Source organism: Pseudomonas anguilliseptica (genome assembly GCF_900105355.1).
Lineage (GTDB): Bacteria > Pseudomonadota > Gammaproteobacteria > Pseudomonadales > Pseudomonadaceae > Aquipseudomonas > Aquipseudomonas anguilliseptica.
Map to the genome: position 1 here is coordinate 4,130,897 of NZ_FNSC01000001.1, position 14,371 is coordinate 4,145,267.

Annotated in this window: 14 protein-coding genes and 1 pseudogene; 4 read left to right on the plus strand and 11 right to left on the minus strand. The window is 60.9% G+C overall.

All coding sequences use genetic code 11. From position 1 onward, the window contains the following. Positions 1-98: 98 nt before the first annotated feature. Genes maiA through hppD form a run of 4 tightly spaced genes read right to left on the minus strand, consistent with a single transcriptional unit; the run spans position 99 to position 3,957 of the window. A complete protein-coding gene (gene maiA, locus BLW24_RS20235; protein ID WP_090386374.1) occupies positions 99-758 on the minus strand; it encodes a maleylacetoacetate isomerase in 660 nt (219 codons plus the stop codon). Next, positions 748-1,731, minus strand: coding sequence for a fumarylacetoacetate hydrolase family protein (locus BLW24_RS20240; protein ID WP_090386376.1), 984 nt, complete (start codon positions 1,729-1,731; stop codon positions 748-750). Before BLW24_RS20240 ends, maiA begins: the two co-directional genes overlap by 11 nt. Then, entirely contained in the window at positions 1,731-2,870 is a 1,140-nt protein-coding gene (locus BLW24_RS20245; RefSeq protein WP_090386378.1) for a homogentisate 1,2-dioxygenase, read from the minus strand. The genes BLW24_RS20240 and BLW24_RS20245 overlap by 1 nt, the downstream gene beginning before the upstream one ends. A gap of 4 nt (positions 2,871-2,874) precedes the next feature. Further along, positions 2,875-3,957: a 4-hydroxyphenylpyruvate dioxygenase gene (hppD, locus tag BLW24_RS20250; protein ID WP_090386380.1), complete on the minus strand. Its 1,083-nt coding sequence runs from the start codon at positions 3,955-3,957 to the stop codon at positions 2,875-2,877. A gap of 439 nt (positions 3,958-4,396) precedes the next feature. On the opposite strand from hppD, the gene BLW24_RS20255 reads away from it, so the two are divergent. Continuing rightward, on the plus strand, positions 4,397-5,146 hold the full coding sequence (locus BLW24_RS20255; RefSeq protein ID WP_090386382.1) for an IS5 family transposase: 750 nt from the start codon (positions 4,397-4,399) through the stop codon (positions 5,144-5,146). Positions 5,147-5,203: 57 nt separating this feature from the next. On the opposite strand, the gene BLW24_RS20260 is transcribed toward BLW24_RS20255, so the two are convergent. The 5 genes and pseudogenes from BLW24_RS20260 to BLW24_RS20280 form a co-directional block, all read right to left on the minus strand. Beyond that, on the minus strand, positions 5,204-6,982 hold the full coding sequence (locus BLW24_RS20260) for an ABC transporter ATP-binding protein (RefSeq protein WP_090386383.1): 1,779 nt from the start codon (positions 6,980-6,982) through the stop codon (positions 5,204-5,206). After that, positions 6,975-7,608 (minus strand): annotated as a pseudogene (locus BLW24_RS20265) (DsbA family protein). The gene BLW24_RS20260 and the pseudogene BLW24_RS20265 overlap by 8 nt, the downstream one beginning before the upstream one ends. A 2-nt stretch (positions 7,609-7,610) precedes the next feature. Beyond that, the gene (gene trhO / locus BLW24_RS20270; RefSeq protein ID WP_090386385.1) at positions 7,611-8,549 is read right to left on the minus strand and encodes an oxygen-dependent tRNA uridine(34) hydroxylase TrhO; all 939 of its coding nucleotides are present in this window, start codon (positions 8,547-8,549) and stop codon (positions 7,611-7,613) included. Between the two features lie 158 nt (positions 8,550-8,707). Further along, complete coding sequence (locus BLW24_RS20275) at positions 8,708-9,001, minus strand: BolA family protein (RefSeq protein ID WP_090386387.1); 294 nt, start codon at positions 8,999-9,001, stop codon at positions 8,708-8,710. Between the two features lie 12 nt (positions 9,002-9,013). Continuing rightward, on the minus strand, positions 9,014-9,514 hold the full coding sequence (locus BLW24_RS20280; protein ID WP_090386389.1) for a DUF2059 domain-containing protein: 501 nt from the start codon (positions 9,512-9,514) through the stop codon (positions 9,014-9,016). Between the two features lie 265 nt (positions 9,515-9,779). Between BLW24_RS20280 and BLW24_RS20285 the strand changes: the two genes are divergently transcribed. From BLW24_RS20285 to BLW24_RS20295, 3 genes are all read left to right on the plus strand, one after another. After that, positions 9,780-10,790 (plus strand): DUF2804 domain-containing protein, encoded by a 1,011-nt coding sequence (locus tag BLW24_RS20285; protein ID WP_090387812.1) that lies wholly within the window; start codon positions 9,780-9,782, stop codon positions 10,788-10,790. A gap of 129 nt (positions 10,791-10,919) precedes the next feature. Continuing rightward, the gene (locus BLW24_RS20290; protein WP_090386391.1) at positions 10,920-12,314 is read left to right on the plus strand and encodes a class II fumarate hydratase; all 1,395 of its coding nucleotides are present in this window, start codon (positions 10,920-10,922) and stop codon (positions 12,312-12,314) included. Beyond that, positions 12,307-12,927: an NAD(P)H-dependent oxidoreductase gene (locus BLW24_RS20295; RefSeq protein WP_090386395.1), complete on the plus strand. Its 621-nt coding sequence runs from the start codon at positions 12,307-12,309 to the stop codon at positions 12,925-12,927. The genes BLW24_RS20290 and BLW24_RS20295 overlap by 8 nt, the downstream gene beginning before the upstream one ends. On the opposite strand, the gene BLW24_RS20300 is transcribed toward BLW24_RS20295, so the two are convergent. Both BLW24_RS20300 and BLW24_RS20305 read right to left on the minus strand, forming a co-directional pair. Beyond that, complete coding sequence (locus BLW24_RS20300) at positions 12,924-13,232, minus strand: DUF7709 family protein (RefSeq protein ID WP_090386397.1); 309 nt, start codon at positions 13,230-13,232, stop codon at positions 12,924-12,926. The two genes, BLW24_RS20295 and BLW24_RS20300, sit on opposite strands and share 4 nt — an antisense overlap. After that, positions 13,229-14,200, minus strand: a complete 972-nt coding sequence (locus BLW24_RS20305; RefSeq protein WP_090386400.1) for a DMT family transporter — start codon at positions 14,198-14,200, stop codon at positions 13,229-13,231. The genes BLW24_RS20300 and BLW24_RS20305 overlap by 4 nt, the downstream gene beginning before the upstream one ends. Positions 14,201-14,371 lie beyond the last annotated feature (171 nt).

Here is a 14,371-nt window from a genome sequence, read left to right on the forward strand (position 1 = left end):
GGCAAGGCACACAGAGTGTGAAGGCAGCCGATCTGGCCACCTGGCTCGCTCTGCAAAACCGGGTTCGCCTGTGCCTGACGGCGGCGAAGCCGGCAGGATCACTGGGCGTCGGGTTGCACCTCCGGCGCAGCCTGTTTAAAGGCTTCCAGGGATTCACAACGCGCCGCCATGGCGAGGATGCGCGGGTACGCATCAAGGTCACAGTTAAAACGGCGCGCATTATACAGCTGTGGAACCAGACAGGCTTCCAGATATCCTGGCCGCTCACCGAGCGACAGGCGATCATTGAACACCGCCAGCCCCGTCTCGACCGCCGCCAGGCCCTTGTGCAGCCAATGGCGATACCAAAGGTCCTTGGCATTCTCGCCAACGCCCAGCTCACCGCTCAGGTACTGCAGCACCCGCAGGTTGTTCAGCGGGTGCAGGTCGCAGGCGATATGCAGGGCCAGGGCACGCACCTGAGCACGCTGCGTCGGATCGCTGGGCAGCAATGCCGGCGCCGGAAACACCTCATCGAGGTATTCGAGAATCGCCAGCGACTGGGCGATACGCACCCCGCCGTTGCCTTTATCCTCCAGCAAGGGCAGCAGCTCTTGCGGATTCAGCGCCTGATACTCGGCCGAATGCTGCTGACCGCCGTCCTTGACCAGATGCACCGGCACCTGCTGATAAGCCAGGCCCTTGAGGTTCAGCGCGATCCGCACCCGGTAGGCGGCGCTGGAGCGCCAGTAACCGTAGAGCGTCAACTCAGTGTTCATAGCGCTCCACCGCCTGATCGATGGCGCCAAACAGGCTATGGCCGGCGGCGTCGAACATCTCGATGCGCACCCGGTCACCGAACTTGAGGAACGGGGTTTTCGCCTCCCCGCCCTCGATGATTTCCAGCATGCGCTTCTCTGCCAGGCAGGAAGAACCGGCGCTACGGTCGTAGTTCGACACGGTGCCGGAGCCGATGATGGTGCCGCAGCCCAGCGGACGGGTCTTGGCGGCGTGGGCCACCAGGGTTGGGAAGTTGAAGGTCATGTCCACGCCGGCATCCGGCTGGCCGAACAGCGCGCCGTTGATATGCGACACCAGCGGCCGATGTACCTTGCCATCGCGCCAGGTATCGCCCAGCTCATCCGGGGTAATCGCCACTGGCGAGAAGCTCGACGACGGCTTGCTCTGGTAGAAGCCAAAGCCCTTGGCCAGTTCGCCGGGAATCAAATTACGCAGTGACACGTCGTTGACCAACATCAGCAGCTGGATATGTCCGGCGGCCTCGGCGGCGGTCGCGCCCATCGGCACGTCATCGGTGATCACCGCAATCTCGGCTTCCAGGTCGATGCCCCAGGCCTCGTCGGCCATCTGGATCGGGCTGTGCGGCGGGATAAAGCAGTCGGCGCCACCCTGGTACATCAGCGGGTCATGCCAGAAGCTTTCCGGAATCTCGGCGCCACGCGCCTTGCGCACCAGCTCCACATGATTGACGTAAGCGCTGCCATCGGCCCAGTGGTAGGCGCGCGGCAACGGGCTGTGGCAGGCAGCCTGATCGAAGGCAAACGCGCCCTCTTCCAGACCATCGTTGAGGCGCTGATACACCGCCTCCAGCTTGGGCTTGGCCACCGCCCAGTTATCCAGCGCGGCCTGCAGGGTGGCGGCGATGGTCGGCACGTTGGTGGCGCGGCTGAGGTCGCGCGATACCACGACGAGCACACCGTCGCGGCCTTGGTTCAGTGATGCGAGCTTCATCAGGAGTCCTTGCCCGGCGCACGCCAGGAATTCACGTATTCGGGAACATCCACCCCAGCAGCGGCTTCGCCGACTTCAAGGGCGCGGCGGGTATCGATCATCACCGCCACCTCATCGATAAAGGTCGCCGGATCGACTTGCGCCTTCTTCAGCGCCTTGGGGTGCGGGCCGTGGGGGAAACCACACGGGTGCAGGGTGACCATGCCCTGCTCGATATTGTCGCGGCTGAAGAAGTTGCCCCGGTGGTAGAACAGCACTTCGTCGTAGTCATCGTTGTTGTGATAGAACGGCACCTTCAATGCGCCGGGGTCGCTTTCCACCGGACGCGGGGTGAAGGTGCAGATCACAAATCCATTGGCGACAAAGGTGGTGTGCGCCGACGGCGGCAGGTGATAGCGGTGGCTCATCAGCGGGCGGATATCACGCCAGTTGAGGCGCACCACGGTGTTGTCGCCATGCCAACCGACCACATCCAGCGGGTTGTACGGGTACGTCACAGTGCTGATCTGGCCGCGGCGCTTGATGCGAATCTGCCAGGTGTTCTCGTCCTGCTGGGCCTTGAAGGCGTCATCGATGCGCGGATGATCGAGCACCGCCGGGTCGAAGATCGCCTGCGGGCCGAGCAGCCCCTTGTCCGGCAGCTGATAGGCGCCGTCGGTGCTTTCGATCAGCAGCATAAAGGTCGGCTCAAGGGCCTCGATGCGCCAGGCGGTACCACGCGGGATCAGCAGGTAATCACCGTCGCGGTAGCTCAGGTGACCGAAGTCGCAGTAAAACTCCCCTGCTCCCTCGTGAATAAACAGCAGGTCATCGCCATCGGCGTTGCGCACCAGATGGCGCATGGCGCCGTGGGTTTTCCACACGCGCAGCTTCACATCGCTGTTATGCAGGGTCAGCGGCGCAGCCAGCGGGCAGTCACGCTCGCTGGAAATATCATTGAAGTTGAACGCATGCGGGCGCAGCGGCCCCTGCCAGTCGATCCAACCAGTCGGCGGATGCTTGTGGTGCAGGTGCGCCGTAGGGCCGAAAAAGCCCTCGCGGCCCATCTCACGCTCATAAGTGCCTTCAGGAAAGTCGCAGTGCGCCTGACGCGAACACTCGCCTTCACGCAAAGGGAAACTGATCCATTGCCGGCTCATGGCATTACTCCTCGGAGATCACGCCGCGCTTGATCTGGTCTTCCTCAATCGACTCGAACAGCGCCTTGAAGTTGCCCTCACCAAAGCCCTGGTTGCCCTTGCGCTGGATGATCTCGAAGAAGATCGGACCAATCACCGTATTGGTGAAAATCTGCAGCAGAATGCCGTCATCACCCGGCGCACCATCGATCAGAATGCTCAATTCACGCAGCACATCGGTCGGCTCGCCATGCCCGGCCACACGGGTATCGACCTTGTCGTAGTAAGTGCCCGGCGTGACCATAAACTGCACGCCATTGGCCCGCAGCTGGCGCACGGTGGCGTAGATATCCTCGGTGCTCAGGGCGATATGCTGGATGCCTTCGCCCTGGTACTCGCGGATAAATTCCTCGATCTGCGACTTGTCGTCGGCCGACTCGTTGATCGGGATGCGGATCTTGCCGCACGGCGCGGTCATGGCGCGCGACAGCAGGCCGGTAAGCTTGCCTTCGATGTCGAAGTAACGGATTTCGCGGAAATTGGCGATGCGCTCGTAGAAGCCTGACCACACGTCCATCTGCCCACGCTTGACGTTGTGGGTCAGGTGATCCAGCTCTTTAAGGCCGACCGCGTTGTCGTTCGGCGTGCGGCCTTCGATGTACTCGAAATCGACGTCGTAGATGCTCTTGTCGCCGAAGCGGTCGACCAGATACAGCAAGGAGCCGCCGATACCCTCGACGCAGGGAATATTCAGCTCGCCGAAGTTGGCGTGGCTGCCGACCAGCTTGGCGCCCTGGGATTCCACATAAGCGGCGGCCTGGGCGGCGTTCTGCACGCGGAATGCCATGGCGCAGGCACTCGGACCGTGTTTCAAACCGAATTCGCGCACATGCCCGGTGGGGCTGCCGTTGAGGACGAAGTTGATGTCGTTCTGCTGGAACAGCCAGACCTCTTTCGAGCGATGCTTGGCGGTTTCGGTAAAGCCCATGGCGGTGAACAGCTCGCGCAGCTGCTGGATGCCTTCCGGGGTCGGCGCGGTGTACTCGACGAACTCGAAGCCGTCGGTACCAATAGGGTTGTGCTGTTCGATCTTGTTCACGGCGTTCATTGCGCCTCCTCGTTGTTGTTTTGATCAGCCGCTGCGCGATGCAACGGCGCGGACTGACCTCATAACAACCGAGCGCAGCCCAGCTCACAAGCGGGCCCAGAGCGGCCTGCTCCAGGCCTGGCCATGGCTTTCGGCAAGTTTTTAATACACTCAGGAAAACAGCGTGCCTGCTGACTACAACCACCCGCACCGAGTAACGAAAGATTTACAAGGCGGTCGATTTAACTGCCAGGTGTGCCTTGGTCTATCTGAAACCCACAGCAAATCCCGGGGTATGACCCGCGAAAAAGTGTGGTTCTAACAGGGAACGCAGGGGGGATGACGCTTCACCCATCCACCGCGCGGCCTAGGGTCTGTTGCCGTTTTGCGCTAACCAATTGATCTATAAGAGCAAACTCGTATCGTTGAAGCTCTGACCCAACACCGACACAAGCTTGCAATGCCCCGATTACTGCTCAGCGATGAGCATTGGTCGAAGCTTGGGGAAATTCTGCTGCACAAGGCCATCTACAACAAGCGTGACCTGCGAATGACCGTGGAGGGCATGCTGTACCGCATGCGCACAGGCTGTCCCTGGAGAGACCTGCCTAAAGCGTTCGGGAACTGGAATAAGGTCTATAAACGCTTCAATGCGTGGTCCGCTGCTGGCAAATGGCTCAAGGTCTTCAAGATGCTGGTGACGGAGCCCGACATGGAGTGGGTGTTCATTGATGGAAGCTATGCCAAGGCTCACCAGCACAGTGCAGGTGCTGTCAGTGGCAACGATGAGGCTATAGGGAAAAGTCGAGCGGGCAATACCAGCAAGACTCACTTGGCGGTAGACGCCCACGGCTTGCCCATCGAGTTTGAAATCACGGGAGGCCAAATCAATGACTGTACTCAGGCATCCTCATTGATTTCCAAGCTCCCGGCGGCAGAAACCATCGTCGCTGATAAGGGCTATGACAGCGAGAAAGTTCGGGAGCAGGTTGAGCTACAAGGGGCCAAGGCCGTGATTCCGAGAAAGCGCAACTCTGTGAAAGGCAACGCGGATCTGGACAGAGGTCTTTACCGTAATCGGCACCTGGTAGAAAACGCTTTCGCCCGGCTGAAGCACTACCGGACTGTGGCATCTCGTTTCGACAAGCTCAAGAGAAATTACGAAAGCGTGGTGGCTATGGCCTGTGCCTTCCTATGGCTGCCCACGTGAAACGGCAACAGACCCTAGTGGTGGATGAAAAAAGCGTCATCCCCCCTACTGCCGCTATCAGTGCTGCAGATGACCGTAGAGCTTGGCGTAGAGCCCGCCGTCGGCGATCAGCTGCTGATGACCGCCGTCTTCGGCGATGCTGCCGCCATCAAACACCAGCACCCGATCCGCCTGCTTAACCGCGCTCAGGCGGTGAGCGATGATCAGCGTGGTGCGGCCATGCAGGAACTGGTTGAGCGCCTGGTGCAAGGCGTATTCGGTGGCAGCATCCAGAGCCGAGGTGGCCTCATCGAGGATCACCACTTTTGGCTCGGCCAGCACCATGCGGGCAATCGCCAGACGTTGACGCTGGCCACCGGAGAGGCGCACGCCGGAGCGGCCGACGATGCTATCCAGGCCTTGCGGCAAGCCGCGAATGGTATCGGCCAGCTGAGCAATCTGCAGGGCTTGCCAACAGGCTTCGTCACTGCGTTCGCGGCCCATGCACAGGTTGGCGCGCACGCTGTCGTTGAACAGCGCCGGATGCTGCAGCACCACTGCCACATGCTCACGCACGACTTCCAGGCCAATTTCTTCCTGGCTGCTGCCGCCGAAGCGGATGGTTCCAGCCTGCGGCGTATACAACCCGAGCAGCAGCTGCACCAGGGTGCTCTTGCCGCCACCACTGGCCCCGACGATGGCGACCTTCTCCCCGGGCGCGATGCTCAGGTTCAGATGGTCCAGTACCGGCTCGTCGTTATAGGCGAAGGTCAGTCCGCTGACTTCAATGCCCACGGTCTCGCGCCCCTTGAACGGATCGACGCGACCGGGGTATTGCGGCTCGTCCTTGCGCGCCAGCAGCTCGTTGATCCGGCTCAAGGCGCCGCCGGCGGCGTAGAAGGCGTATTGCAGGCTGAGCAGTTGCTCGACCGGGCCGATCATAAACCACAGGTAGCTGAACACCGCGAGCATCTGGCCGATCGACAGGTCGGAGAACAGCACGGTGAGCATGGCCGCCGCGCGAAATACGTCGATACCGAACTGGAACAGCAGACCGCTGGCACGGTTCGAGGCATCGGTTTTCCACTGCGAGGCCACGGCGTAGTCGCGCACCTCCTTGGCCCGACCACCGAGACGCCCGAGGAAAAAGCCCTGGCGATTACCAGCGCGGATTTCCTGAATCGCTTCGAGGGTTTCGGTCAGCGCCTGGGTAAAGCGCGAAGTGCTGTCGTTCTCCAGCTTCTTCAGGTGTTTGACGCGCTTGCCCAGCTGCACCGTGGCGTAAATCACCAGCGGATTAAACAGCAAAATCAGCAGTGCCAGCTGCCAGTGCATCCAAATCAGGATCGCAGAGGTACCAGCCAGGGTAAGCATGGCCACCAGAAAGCGGCTGAGGGTTTCGCCGACAAACTTATCCAGGGTATCGAGATCGGTGACCAGGTGCGTGGTCACGGTGCCGCCGCCGAGGCTTTCATACTCGCCGAGGGAAATCCGCTTGAGCCGCTCGATCAGGCGAATGCGGATGCGGTAGACGATGTCCTTCGACAAGCGGGCGAATAGCCGCGCCTGTAGCACGTTGAAGATCAGCGCACCACCGCGCAGAAACAGGGTCAGCACCAGCATCAGGCCGATATAGCCGGCGGCGGTTTCCCAATGAGCCGGCAGGAAGTTATCCATCACCTTGAGCGCAGCATCACCGTCGTTAAGCAGCACCTCATCGACCAGCAACGGCAGCAACAGCGGAATCGGCACGCTGCACAGGGTCGCCAGCACGGCAACCAGGTTGGCCCAGATCAACGCCTTCTTGTGCTGCAGGGCCAGCCGACGAACTTCCGCCCAACTCAACCGATCAGGCATGGGCAACCCGCTCCAGCCAGCGTGCCAGCAAGGGCTGCAACACGTCCAGGGGTTGATAACCGTTGGTCAGCAAGGCCAGTTGGCCGTTGCATTCAGCAAGCAACGTGGGAAAGCCGGCAATGCCCAGTTCCTGGGTCCAGCTGAAATCGGCGGCAGTGGCGGCGCGTTGTGCGGCGCTGTCGAAAGCTTAGGCAAACACGATGCGCGGAATCCCGGCGCGCTCGGCCAATTCCACCAGCACGCTGGCGCGGGTGACATCCACCCCTTCGGTGTAGAACGCCCGCTGAATCAGTCGGGCCAGTGGCCAGACCAGCTCGGGGGCCAGGTTGCGCGCAGTCACCAGCGCGCAACCTGGCCGGCTCGGTGTCATAGACCAACCCCTCAGGCAAACCGGCAGTGAAGTTGAACAACTGCCCGGTGCTGGCATTGACCGCCTGCCAGTAGCCTAGGTAACGCACCCGCGCGGCGGCATCAATGGCCACGCCATCACGGCGCAGGCCGCCCAGCACCAGTTCCAACCCCACACCTGCGGCAGCAGCCTGCTCAGCGAGGGACTCCAGCACCGGGGCAAAGCCCCAGCACCATGAACACATAGGGTCCATCACATAGAGCAGGCGTGCGTGCATGCTTAAGCCTCGCGGTTTTGTCGGGGGTTGTAGCCCAGCGGGTGCGGCTGATTGCGTGCCTTGGCCAACTCAATCTGCCGTTGACGCTCGCGGGCGCCGGCGCGGGTTTTCTCCGGCAGCGAATCCCAGCAATGCGGGCAGCTGACACCTGGGGTGTAGAACTCGGACTGACGATCTTCCACCGAAACCGGCGTACGGCAGGCATGGCACTGATCGTAGTCGCCTTCGCTAAGGTCATGACGCACGGTCACCCGGTTGTCGAAGACGAAGCAGTCGCCCTGCCACTTGGTCTCTTCCTGCGGTACTTCTTCGAGGTATTTGAGGATGCCGCCCTTGAGGTGGAAAACCTCCTCAAAACCTTCACCGAGCATATAGCTCGAAGCCTTCTCACAACGGATGCCACCGGTGCAGAACATCGCAACTTTCTTGTGCTTGGCCGGATCGAAGTGCGCCTTGATGTAGTCGGGAAACTCGCGGAACGACTTGGTTTTCGGGTCTACCGCGCCCTCGAAGGTGCCAATCGACACTTCGTAATCGTTGCGCGTATCGATCAGCAGCACTTCAGGGTCTGAGATCAGTGCATTCCAGTCCTTGGGCTCGACGTAGGTGCCGACCTTCTGGTTCGGATCAACGCCGGGAACGCCCAGGGTGACGATTTCCTTCTTCAGCTTGACCTTGGTGCGATAGAACGGCTGCTCATCGCAATAGGATTCCTTGTGGTCGATATCGGCCATGCGCGGGTCCAGGTCAAACCAGGCCATCAGCCCGTCGATACCAGCGCGCGAACCTGAGACGGTGCCATTGATGCCCTCTTCGGCCAGCAGCAAGGTGCCCTTTACCGCGTTATCCAGCATGCATTGCAGCAGTGGCTCACGCAGATCATGGAAGTCTGGCAGGGAAACGAATTTATACAGCGCGGCGACAACGATCTTGCCTGTCATATGCATGTCCTTCAGTAGTCGCCCACGTAAAGGGCGGACCGGGATACAAAAAATACGCCGGCCCAGGTTGTGCACCTAGAGCCGGCGGGGGCGGCAGTTTACTGTCCTTGAGAAGCGCCGTGTAGAGGCGAATTGCCTCAGAACAAGCGCAAATGCGGTTAGTGGCCGCCCTTGCAGGTCGGCGAGTCCGGAGCCACGCCCTGGTGTGACCACTCATCGGGTGTATAGGTATGCAGCGCTAGGGCATGGATCTGGCCCATCAGCTCGCCTACAGCGGCGTAGACCTTCTGATGACGCTTGACCGCATTCAGGCCAGCAAACTGCTCGCTGACGATCACCGCCTTGTAATGGGTTTCCAGCCCCCGGCTGTGCATATGGCTTTCATCCAGCACCTCAAGCTGCTGGGGCTGCAGACTCGCCAGAGCAGCCTGCAATAAATCGATCTTCGGCATGGGGACTGTCACTCAGGGCTTCTTTGGAGTCAGTTTGGTGGTCATTTCCGCCAATAGCTGATTGACCTTGGGTACGGCGGCTTCCAGCTTGCCCTGGGTCAGCTGCGCGGACTGCGCGGTCAGTGTCGGCATTTTCTCCAGGACTTTCTTGCCAAGCGGCGATTCATAGAAACGAATCAGGTCTTTCATTTCCTGCTCGTCGAAGTTGCTGGTGTAGAGCTTGACCATATCCGGCTTGAGCTTGTCCCAACCCACAGCCTGTTCAAGGGCTGCATTGGCCTGGGCCTGGTAGGTTTCCAGCACAGCTTTCTCGCTCTGCGGCGCATTGCTCTCGGCAAAGCGCTGGGCAAACATCTGCTGCACCTGGGCAAAGACCGGGACCGCCAGCTTGTCGGCGCGAGCCAGCAGCAGGAAACGCTCGGCATCGGCGGCGTGGCTTTTGCCATCGGCAAGTACCTGAGCACTACCGCACGTCAGTATTAAGGCAGCGCAAAAGGCAGGTAAACGTGACATGTACTACTCCTGAGGAAGGTAATGAGTGCTGTTGGACTAAGTTGCCGGCATTTTGTGCCCAAGCGCTGGTCACACTCAAGTCAGTAAGAGCGTCGATCAACTCACGCTACAACTGTGCACTGGCGCACTGCCTGCATAAAGGCCAAAATGCCAGCACTTGCCGAGCAGGCCAATGCCTGTGCATGCTCGGCGAGATAAGCCATCTTCTGCTTCAGCGCGCCTTTGAGCCCACAGGGTAGGCGCCAGCACACACATGGACGTGTCGATGAACAGTTTCACTCACCCAGAGCCTTTGGCCGCCATCGCGCTATGCGACAGCCGCGGCCTGCTCAACCCGCAGGCCATCGGCTGGTCGCCCAGGCCGATGATCGATTGCGCCATACCCGGGCACTTCGGCCGGCGCAAACGCTGGAACCATTGGTGCATCACCACTCCGCAGTGGATGCTCTCCTTCACCCAGGCCGACCTCGACTACCTGGGTTACGCCGCCGCCTACTTCCTTGATCTGCAAAGCGGCCAAGCCGTCGCCTACAGCCAGTACCGCCTATTCGGCCGTGGTTGCGAGCTGCCAGATCAGCCACAGGCCAGCCACGAATTCAACCACCCACGCCTGCAACTGCGCGTGGCTGAACATACCGGGCGCACGCGCATCACCATCAATGCACCGGATATTGGCGGACAGCCGCTGCAAGTCGCCCTGGACATTCAACGCCCTGCCCACCTGGACTCGGTCAACCTGGTCGCTCCGCTTGGCCCACATAGCTTTCACGCCACCAGTCGTCAGCTGGGTCTGCCCTGCAGCGGCAGCGTGCAACTGGGTAAACAGCATTACAGCTGCGTAACCGGGCAAAGCTTTGCCTCGTTGGATTTCGGCCGTGGCGTCTGGCCGCTCAACAGCCACTGGACCCGCGCCGCTTTTGCCGCGCCAGGTGGAATCGCCGGCAACTTCGGCGCTGGCTGGACAGATCACAGCGGCCTGTCGGAAAACACCCTGTGGCTTGGTGGCGAGCTGCAGCATCTGGACTCTCCCATTGCCATCACCCAGGCGCCGCACAACCCGCTGGCACCCTGGCAGCTGCGCAGCACGACTGACAGCGTCAACCTGACCTTCACCCCACGCCAGCGTCACCAGACCTACCGCCGGCTTGGGCCGTTCTATGCTGACACGCAGCAGTGGTTTGGGCATTTCGAGGGGTTTTTGCGCGGCCCGGAAGGTGAGCGCGTACCCGTCAACAACGCCCTTGGCTGGCTAGGTGAAACCCGCGCCCGCTGGTAGTTACCTGTTAGTTACCTGTGGCAGTTGAACCTCTGCTGATGCACAGCGACCTAAGCTGAGATACGCCCAGGCGGCAGCCGCTGGCCTGGCAATTCCTTTGCTGCACGCGCAACCATCAGGAGAGCCGCCATGAGCCGCACTGAAACCGACAGCCTGGGCCCCATCGAAGTACCTGATGAAGCCTATTGGGGCGCGCAGACCCAGCGCTCGCTGATCAACTTCGCTATCGGTCAGGAACGCATGCCCTTGCCGGTGGTGCATGTCCTGGCGCTGATCAAAAAAGCCGCCGCACGGGTTAATCAGCGTATCGGTGAGTTGCCGGCAGACTTGGCCCGGCTGATCGAGCAGGCCGCCAATGAAGTGTTGGCCGGTCAGCATGATGAGCAATTCCCCCTGGTGGTCTGGCAAACCGGCAGCGGCACGCAAAGCAACATGAACGTCAACGAGGTGATTGCCGGGCGGGCCAACGAACTGGCAGGCAACGGCCGTGGCGGCAAGACGCCGGTGCACCCCAACGACCATGTCAACCGCGCGCAAAGCTCCAACGACAGCTTCCCCACCGCCATGCATATCGCCGCCGTGCAAGCCGTGCAGCAGCAGCTGCTGCCCGCCGTGCGTGAACTGCGTGATGGACTGCAGGAACAAGCTGAACAGCATGCGCGGCTGGTCAAGACCGGGCGCACACACATGATGGACGCCACACCGATGACCTTCGGCCAGGAGCTATCGGCCTTTGTCGCGCAGCTGGGCTATGCCGAACGCGCCATCCAGGCCGCTCTGCCGGCTGCCTGTGAACTGGCCCAGGGCGGCACGGCAGTCGGCACTGGTTTGAACTCGCCGCAGGGCTTTGCCGATGCCATGGCCGCCGAACTGGCCGCATTGATCGGGCTGCCGCTGGTCAGCGCGCCGAACAAATTCGCCGCCCTCTCCGGCCACGAACCGCTGGTGGCGCTATCGGGCGCCTTGAAAACCCTGGCAGTGGCCCTTATGAAACTGGCTAACGATCTGCGGTTGCTGGGCTCCGGCCCACGCGCTGGCTTTGCCGAGGTGCGTTTGCCCGCCAATGAGCCGGGCAGCTCGATCATGCCGGGCAAGGTCAATCCAACCCAATGCGAGGCGCTGTCGATGCTGGCTTGCCAAGTTCTTGGTAACGACACCACGATTGCCTTTGCCGCAAGCCAGGGCCATCTGCAACTCAACGTGTTCAAGCCGGTGATCATTCACAACCTGTTGCAATCGATACGTCTGCTGGCGGACGGCTGCCATAACTTCCAGCAGCACTGCGTCGCTGGCCTGCAACCGGACGCTGTGAAAATGGCCGAGCACTTGGAGCGCGGCCTGATGCTGGTAACCGCGCTGAACCCGCATATCGGCTATGACAAGGCCGCCCAGATCGCCAAGCAGGCCTACCAGGATGGCACCACCCTGCGAGAAGCGGCGCTGCAGCTGGGTTACCTGAGCAATGAACAATTCGACGCCTGGGTGCGTCCCGAAAACATGCTGGAGGCGGGTCAACATGAGTGAAGCGGCAAAGAGCGGCGCAACACCACTGGAAGGTGATGGCAAACGCATCCTGATGATTCTCGGCACACCGAAGGGCACCAGCTTCTGCCATGCCCTCGGCGAAGCCTATGCCCAGGGAGCTCGCAGCAAGGGCCATGTGGTACGCCAGTTGAAGCTGGGAGAGATGAGCTATGACCCAGTGCTGCGTGATGGCTACGAGCAAAGCCAGCAACTGGAACCCGATCTGCTGGAAGCACAGCGGCAGATCCACTGGGCCGAACACCTAGTATTCGTCTATCCGGTCTGGTGGGGCGGTATTCCTGCGCTGCTCAAAGGCTTTTTTGACCGCACCTTTCTGCCCGGCTTTGCCTTCAAGTACCGCAACCGCTCGCAACTCTGGGACAAGCTGCTGACCGGGCGCACCGCCGACCTGCTGGTGACCATGGATACGCCGCCCTGGTACTTCCGCTGGATCTACGGCGCACCCGGGCACCGACAGATGACTCGTACCATCCTCGGCTTCAGCGGCATCAAAACCCGCCGCCTGGCCGAGTTCGCTCCCGTGCGCCCCTCCAGCGAAGAACAACGCCAGAGCTGGTTGCGCCGTGCGGAAAGTCTGGGCGTAAAAGCCTAGTCGCCGAGGTACTCACGGGCTTTCAGGCCGACATAGCGACGGCCTGGATTATCTTCACTCGCGCTCCACTCCTCCGGGGAAAACAGCTGGAACAGGCCAATGCGGCAAAGTGTAGGTACGGCCAGTTCCAGCTCACGCTCGACCTCGCCGCGCTCACCCTGGTTATACAGTTCGATGTTGTGCAGCATGGTGGCCACCGTGCCCGTCTGGACACGACTGCCATCACGCAGGGTCACCGCCGGCAAAGATTGTTCTCCGACAGCAAGTATCTTGGCGTTGATTCGCGCCAGCTCATCCTGGCTCATTTCAGGGCTCCTACGGGCATCACGTCACTCCTACGGGCTTTCCAGCTGGCGAGCAGCGATGGGCCAAGTGCCGTCAGCGCTGACCCCAACACCACCAGCACCGCTCCGCCATAGGCCAGCCAATTGATCTGCTCAGGCTGCACATGATCAGGCCACCAGCTGGCAGCCAGCGCCACCGAGGTAAAGGTTACCAACGGGGTAATCGCCAATGCTGCGCTGACCCGCGAAGCCTCCCAATGCGCCAGCGCTTCGGCAAACGCGCCGTAGGCCACCAACGTATTCAGGCAGCAGGCAAACAGCAGCCAGCCCTGCAGCGGGCTCAGCTCAAACGCCTGCAGCGGATGTGCCCAGGGTGTCAGCAATAGAGCGCAGGCCAGGTAGATCACCATCATCACCTGCAGTGAATTCCACACCGTCAGCAACTGCTTCTGCGCCAAGCCATAAAAGGCCCAGACAAAAGCGGCCAATAGCACGACCAGCACACCCGTGGTGTAGGCCGTCAGCGAAGTCAGCAGCTCGCCAAGACGCTGGTTGAAGAACAGGGCAAAGCCAATCAGCAGTACCAGCAAACCAAGCCCCTGACCGAGGCTGAAGCGCTCGCGGAAGATAAAGATGCTACTGACCAGCAGCAGAATCGGCGCCACCTGAATCACCAGCTGGGTCGTGCCGGGGCTGAGCAGGTTGAGGCCGACCAGATACAGCACATAATTGGCGGTCAACCCGGCTATCGCCAGCAGCAGGAGCCAGGCGCCCTTCTTGCCTAATGGGCGGAACGCCGGCAGACGCTTGCTGGCCGCCAGGTAGGCCAGCAGGATGGAGCCGGAAACCAGCAGGCGAAACCAGGTCACCGTAACCGGATCCATCACCTGCAGCACTTGCTTGAGTTTGATCGGCAGCACGCCCCACAACACCGCAGTCAGCAGCGCGAGAAAAAGACCATAGAGCCAGCGACCGGAAGAAATATGCATAAACGCCTCACAACCTGCACCGCAACCTTTGCCCGATGCAAGTTGGAGCGGTCATGCAGCATTCTAGGTCGCGCCTGCAGACCGGCACAGCCACAGCCATGAACGGCTATTCACGGCAACTGTACTGATAGCCGCATAACACCAAGCCGAAATTCTGGCGTCAAAAAATAT

Bases quoted from the DNA above. Each gene is read 5' to 3' on its own strand.
- maiA (WP_090386374.1), bottom strand. From the start codon at position 758: ATGAACACTGAGTTGACGCTCTACGGTTACTGGCGCTCCAGCGCCGCC.
- BLW24_RS20240 (WP_090386376.1), bottom strand. From the start codon at position 1,731: ATGAAGCTCGCATCACTGAACCAAGGCCGCGACGGTGTGCTCGTCGTG.
- BLW24_RS20245 (WP_090386378.1), bottom strand. From the start codon at position 2,870: ATGAGCCGGCAATGGATCAGTTTCCCTTTGCGTGAAGGCGAGTGTTCG.
- hppD (WP_090386380.1), bottom strand. From the start codon at position 3,957: ATGAACGCCGTGAACAAGATCGAACAGCACAACCCTATTGGTACCGAC.
- BLW24_RS20255 (WP_090386382.1), top strand. From the start codon at position 4,397: ATGCCCCGATTACTGCTCAGCGATGAGCATTGGTCGAAGCTTGGGGAA.
- BLW24_RS20260 (WP_090386383.1), bottom strand. From the start codon at position 6,982: ATGCCTGATCGGTTGAGTTGGGCGGAAGTTCGTCGGCTGGCCCTGCAG.
- trhO (WP_090386385.1), bottom strand. From the start codon at position 8,549: ATGACAGGCAAGATCGTTGTCGCCGCGCTGTATAAATTCGTTTCCCTG.
- BLW24_RS20275 (WP_090386387.1), bottom strand. From the start codon at position 9,001: ATGCCGAAGATCGATTTATTGCAGGCTGCTCTGGCGAGTCTGCAGCCC.
- BLW24_RS20280 (WP_090386389.1), bottom strand. From the start codon at position 9,514: ATGTCACGTTTACCTGCCTTTTGCGCTGCCTTAATACTGACGTGCGGT.
- BLW24_RS20285 (WP_090387812.1), top strand. From the start codon at position 9,780: ATGAACAGTTTCACTCACCCAGAGCCTTTGGCCGCCATCGCGCTATGC.
- BLW24_RS20290 (WP_090386391.1), top strand. From the start codon at position 10,920: ATGAGCCGCACTGAAACCGACAGCCTGGGCCCCATCGAAGTACCTGAT.
- BLW24_RS20295 (WP_090386395.1), top strand. From the start codon at position 12,307: ATGAGTGAAGCGGCAAAGAGCGGCGCAACACCACTGGAAGGTGATGGC.
- BLW24_RS20300 (WP_090386397.1), bottom strand. From the start codon at position 13,232: ATGAGCCAGGATGAGCTGGCGCGAATCAACGCCAAGATACTTGCTGTC.
- BLW24_RS20305 (WP_090386400.1), bottom strand. From the start codon at position 14,200: ATGCATATTTCTTCCGGTCGCTGGCTCTATGGTCTTTTTCTCGCGCTG.